General features: G+C 41.7%; 1 protein-coding gene. It reads left to right on the forward strand.

Annotated features, from left to right (window positions below; genetic code table 11):
* Positions 1 to 957: FecCD family ABC transporter permease (locus ACFIO5_RS10715; RefSeq protein WP_375705393.1), on the forward strand; the 957-nt coding region annotated here is incomplete at its 5' end.
* Positions 958 to 983: the final 26 nt, after the last annotated feature.

Here is a 983-nt window from a genome sequence, read left to right on the forward strand (position 1 = left end):
GCATCAAAGGCTTCTTTCATTGATTTCCTTCATGTAATGCTCACACAAGATTTTTCGATGAGTAGTAGAACGCGTGATTACCTCATACTTATAGACATAAGACTGCCGCGTATTATCTTGGGAGTGTTAGTTGGAGCAGCTCTTGCTGTCTCTGGTGTTCTCATGCAAGGTCTTTTCCGTAACCCTCTTGCAGATCCGGGGATTGTAGGCGTATCTGCAGGTGCCGGTCTTGGAGCTGTTTTAGCAATTGTTGTCGGTATTGCCTTTCCTTCTTCATTGGCACCTTTTCTAGAACCTTACAAGGTTATCATAGGTGCATTTTGTGGTGGTCTATTATCAACAATTGTTCTCTACGCGATAGCAACACGTCATAGTTGCACATCTATTGCAACAATGCTTCTTGCAGGCATTGCTCTTGGTGCCTTAAGCAGTGCTGTTGTTGGAACATTAATTTTTATCGCAAATGACCAACAATTACGTGATATTACTTTTTGGAATCTTGGCTCTCTTGCAGGTGCAACATGGTTGAAAGTGTGGCTTGTTTTTCCCTTTATCTGTATTGGTCTTCTTTTTTCTCCTTTTTTATCACGCGCCCTTAATGCTCTTGCTCTTGGAGAAGCTGTTGCTGGCCACATTGGCTTCCATATTCAACGGATTAAAAATATTGCTATTTTCCTTGTTGCACTTATGTGTGGTAGCGCAGTCGCTATCAGTGGCGGTATTGGTTTTATCGGTATTGTTGTTCCCCATATTTTGCGTCAACTCATTGGTCCTGATCATCGCTATCTTATTCCTTGCTCAGCCCTCTTAGGAGCGGCATTACTTATTTTTGCCGATACCTTTGCACGCTTAATTGTAGCCCCAGCAGAATTACCAATCGGAATTGTTACAGCACTTTTTGGTGCACCTTTTTTCCTTTGGATTCTTATATGCAAACGAGGAATAAATTTTTCATGATTGAAGCAGTTGATATCTGCGTTCAA

It is taken from the genome of Bartonella sp. AA86SXKL (assembly GCF_042196885.1).